This window comes from Hydrocoleum sp. CS-953, from assembly GCF_002260545.1.
Lineage (GTDB): Bacteria > Cyanobacteriota > Cyanobacteriia > Cyanobacteriales > Microcoleaceae > Trichodesmium.
In genome coordinates this window covers 1-4,392 of record NZ_LGSU01000721.1, presented here as the reverse complement: position 1 = coordinate 4,392, position 4,392 = coordinate 1, and the positions used below count along the sequence as shown (strand labels likewise).

The window sequence follows — 4,392 nt, the reverse complement described above, 5'->3', positions numbered from 1 at the left end:
GTCAATAAAATACCCAGAGCAGCATAAGCAATAGCAGCAACCCATTTACCATAACTACGAGTATTATATGTTAATGAATTAGTTATTTTTGTAGATTCTTCTTCATTAGGAATAAATAAACGAGAACCAATAAGTAATTGTTGGATACCTGTACAAAGTTGTTTTGTAAGTGTATACCTCTCAGGAAGTAACAGTTTTGAATCAGTTTTTTCAGTCGTTTGTGGTTTTAACTTGAGGAAAACACGATCTGCTGTTTTGCCCAATAAAAAATCCATTTCCGTAGAAGCAGCAAACTCTGGAGTTTGTTCAGAATGCTGCCGACTTCTCCCAGTAAAATTAATCCCGTAGCGCCACAAAGGCAATTTTTGACCAGCACGACGACCGTATACTCTAACCCCATTAACTCCAGGAATTTCAAGTTGACGCAAGAAATTTACGATAATAGGTCCTACTAAAGATTGAGAAGGACAGGTAGGAGCTTCGCTCATAACGTGCAATAATTCTTGCTTGGGTAATATTAATACCCGGATACCTCCTGTTTGCAATCTTTGGTCAAGGTTGGGATTAAGTAATCTATTTAACAGAAAACTAATTGCTTCATGGTTTCCCTGACTTGCCAAAACTTTAGGACTAGCAGATAGATCGGGATTTTCCGATGCTGGTAAATTCAACCAGTCTATCCATTGAGGTGACTCTGATTTTTTATGGTTGGTTTCATCAAGAATACAACCATAGATGGTAGCTGCTTGGATACCTCTTGGTAGAATTTTTGCTAATTTATTAGCGATCGCCTCTTTGATTTTCTCTTTTTCTGGAGCTTGTTGGCTAGAATTATCAGTATTAGTGCAGAATAAATGTAAGGTTGATTCTTTTAAAGTAGCTCGAATATCCACTCCCAGGGTAGCCAAATTTTGTTTAAGCAACCGTTCAATGGCTGCTACATCCCCCCAACTCGCCCATTCCTGTAGCATTAAATTAGGTGGAGTTAGATCCACCCGCAACATCCAGTCAGGTGTCGTTTCACCCTGAACGAGTAGAGAAATTAAAGCTTCATGGAAATCTTTAAGCTTGAGGTCTCGTAACTTTTGGGTAATTGGTTCCGCCAAAAGAGATGGATCTGGACTATAAGCTGCTTCACAGGATACCCATAATATTTTTTGGGTTTTCAATTTAGAATTTTTACCAGCATCCTCTGATTTTGGGGTAGTTTCTGTTAATTTTTCCTTAAGTTGTCTTTCTCGAATATTGACATTTACAGAGACCCCTAACTCCCCTAAAATTTCACTCAAATAACTGGCAATTGCATCTGGATGGCCATATTCAGCTAATTTTTGAGAAGAAACTGTGAGAGGAGAATCTAGTAGATATTGCTCAGATTCTTTGACCTTATCTAGCTGTGTTTCTAATTTAGAATTTTGTGGTTCAGTGGGAGAAAAGCTCTCTGAATCTAACTGTGGTGATGAAAAGTTGAGATGGTTTAATGTGTCATTTGTCCAGATAGAATCCTTTGGAGGAGTTAACAGCAGTTCAGAGGCAATATTATCCTGGATATCCAATTTAGAAGATTGCCCAGCACCAACTTTGGTTAATTCTTCTTCAGGTAAAGTTTGACTACTAGGATCGTTTGGTGAGTAATTTTGAGGAGAAACATAATTAGATATTAGGTCGGAATTAGTTCCTGAATCATCGGAATTGGCAGGAGTATTTACCCTCTGACTCTGAGTTGCTACCTTATTACCATCAAGTTTTACCGTCCAGTCAGGTCGCCTCCTTCCTAAAGTACGGCCACACAGAAACATCTGGTAAATCCGAGGTTGATTAGGAGGTAATAGAGACTCTATATCGATCTGACTCAGTGCCTGGGAAAACTGACTTAGGGCAAAGTTCATTTCGGGACATTTTTCGGCTTCACAGAGGATATGTAAATGATTGCCCCGCAATCTTACTTGTACCTGTACTTCTGGAAGTCCCAAGGCTTTCTGTGCCCAAATTCCTAGGGGGGATCTATTTTCGGTCGATATTATTTTATTCCCTTTCATCTTCTCCTTAGTTTGGGAGACTCCCTTGATTGGCCTAACTATTCATTGGTGACATTTTGGAATTTGACACTCCACGGGATAAATCCGCGTGGATTCTGTTTGCGTCAGCATTGCGGAGCAAAGGTTGTTAAAACAGGGGATAAATCCGCCTGTTTTAACTTCTCATCAGTTTAGGGACTGTCATTGACCCCTACCTGAAAATCAACCCCATCCATTACAGATACAGCTTTCTGTTGGCGAAGCCTGCCGGAGGCATAGATTTATAGGACATGAAAAACCTAACCATTGACCAATATTTTGAGAGGCATTCCAATCGGCATTACAAGTATAACCATCAACACCTGTGAAAGTATGCTTTACCCGTTTACCTATTACACCGTTACGATGGTCTGACTTACTGGTATATGGAGCGGGTACAGACTCTACTGGTACACCTGCTCTAACAGCTTTGTAGCTAGTAAATAACTCTAACTGATAGAAGGCCCAATAGTCTCGGTTTTGACTAGCATCAGACTTGATTTTCTGGCGCTGAAGTGACGATTGTCTAATGCCCGACAAATCCTCAAACCGTAATCCCATATTATAATCTTGGGCAAATTGTACTAATTGCTTGGAAATTACATGATTTATATGAGTCATAATTCTACGCTCACGTCTTTCTATCTCTTTGACTTTCCTAAGCTTTTTAGATTCTTGGAGTAAGGAGCGTAACTTTTGATATTTACGCCTCAAACTTTTTACTTGTTTACCACTCCAAAACTTGCCAAAACTATTGGGTAATCCTGCTACTGCAATATTATTTTGTCCTCTATCAACTCCAATCCAGCCATTAACTAATTCTGCATCCGGAACATCCATAGATACCGAAATTAGAGCATACCAAATACCTTTTCTAGATTTTGAGATTTTCAGAGACCCTAAGAGCGCCTCTCCATTAATAATATGAGCTAAAGTTTCTTGGTGTGAAGCTGAATGAACTGCCAGAGGTATTCGTTTTTTCTGGCCACGGTATAGACTCAGAGAAACAGTAAATAAATTACCTTGACGACTAACCCTATATCCTTGGTTATTGAGTTCTATTGGTAAGCGTTTAAATTTTTTTACCTTAGTCTGAGCGCAGGTATTACGAATAGTTTGGTTAATCCACATTGAACCTATTTCCACATGATGAAAATCTTTGCTTGTATACTTGCGACGCTCTGATTTCTCGACCCTGAGCAATGTGTTAGCCACTTCAGTATTGAGCAAAGTTAATCGCTCGAATTCAGCAGCCTTACAAGCATTAAGCCGATAAAAAGGTAGTTTGAGTGTCAAAGTTAATTTACTCATAGGATAATGATAAGATAACCCTACACACTTGTGTAGGATACTACGAATGGGAATCCCTTGGCTCATATTTCATCGAGGGGTTAAAACCGCCTAGCTCTCATCTTCTTAGCTAACTTTTGTAGCGTATCAATAGAGATAAAGAAAAGCTTTTTGCTCAAATCAGTAGAATATTGCTAAAAATTATAGGTTAACTATTATACTATAAAATATAGACCAATTAGCATTGAGTCATCAGTCTTTCTTATTTGGCTAATCTATTACCTTAAAAACTAGGTAATCTACCTAGTATTACAAACTTTATAGGCAAGTATAGTCAAATATAATTAGTGGACTCAGTTAACAAAAAATATTATTCGGAAAATATCCGCGCCTTGAAGTCTGAAAGTATATCAATGAGGTAATACAAATGCAATCTTTTCGAGAAAATTCTTCTGAAAATCCTACACTTACAACCCCTAGTTGGAAAATTTCCTCAGATATTGTCCTTAGCTTGGCCACTGGTCCTGTTGTGCTGGGTTTGTTGGGTAATAAAGCCATTAATGAGTTATTATCAGAAGTTGGAATGTATAGTGAGGAAATATTCCGGGGCGATCGCCTACCAATGCTTAATTTTCCCCAAAATCCATCTGAGTCATAATTTTATTTGATTTTATTTTTATTAGGACTTACAAACACAAAACCCGGTTGCTAAGATAAATCCTTGGTTTGAACATATAGATATCTACAAAAAAACAAGGTTTCTTAGTTCTCTTGGGTAAGTCCTGTTTATTTTAATCAAGAAGCTTTGAAGAAGTCAGAAGTTCAATTTATCAAAATAATTGGAATGAAGAAGCCTTCTGGTATCAATTATCACTACTGTCTCCCATCAGGCATACCATTGAGGCTACTTTTAGTATTGATTAGTTGATTCACTCCCTAGTCGCATACAAGGTCTTAAATTATCACAAATTTTTGACTATAGTGGACCGTTTCAACTAAAATAGTTGATTAGGGAATCAGCTTCGGCAGGGGCGGGGTTTACCAT

The 4,392-nt window shown here is 38.1% G+C and carries 2 protein-coding genes and 1 pseudogene; 1 reads left to right on the top strand and 2 read right to left on the bottom strand.

Features of this window, described 5'->3' with window-relative positions:
* Together AFK68_RS08500 and AFK68_RS08495 are read right to left on the bottom strand one after the other, a co-directional pair.
* A pseudogene (locus AFK68_RS08500) lies at window positions 1–2,039 on the bottom strand (hypothetical protein); the annotation flags it as partial.
* A 201-nt stretch (window positions 2,040–2,240) separates the two neighbouring features.
* Window positions 2,241–3,434 (bottom strand): RNA-guided endonuclease TnpB family protein, encoded by a 1,194-nt coding sequence (locus AFK68_RS08495; protein ID WP_210407304.1) that lies wholly within the window; start codon window positions 3,432–3,434, stop codon window positions 2,241–2,243.
* A 340-nt stretch (window positions 3,435–3,774) separates the two neighbouring features.
* On the opposite strand from AFK68_RS08495, the gene AFK68_RS08490 reads away from it, so the two are divergent.
* The gene (locus AFK68_RS08490; RefSeq protein ID WP_094672357.1) at window positions 3,775–4,005 is read left to right on the top strand and encodes a hypothetical protein; all 231 of its coding nucleotides are present in this window, start codon (window positions 3,775–3,777) and stop codon (window positions 4,003–4,005) included.
* The last annotated feature ends 387 nt before the right edge of the window (window positions 4,006–4,392 follow it).

Coding starts and splice junctions, on each gene's coding strand:
- AFK68_RS08490 (WP_094672357.1), top strand. CDS start 3,775: ATGCAATCTTTTCGAGAAAATTCTTCTGAAAATCCTACACTTACAACC.
- AFK68_RS08495 (WP_210407304.1), bottom strand. CDS start 3,434: ATGAGCCAAGGGATTCCCATTCGTAGTATCCTACACAAGTGTGTAGGG.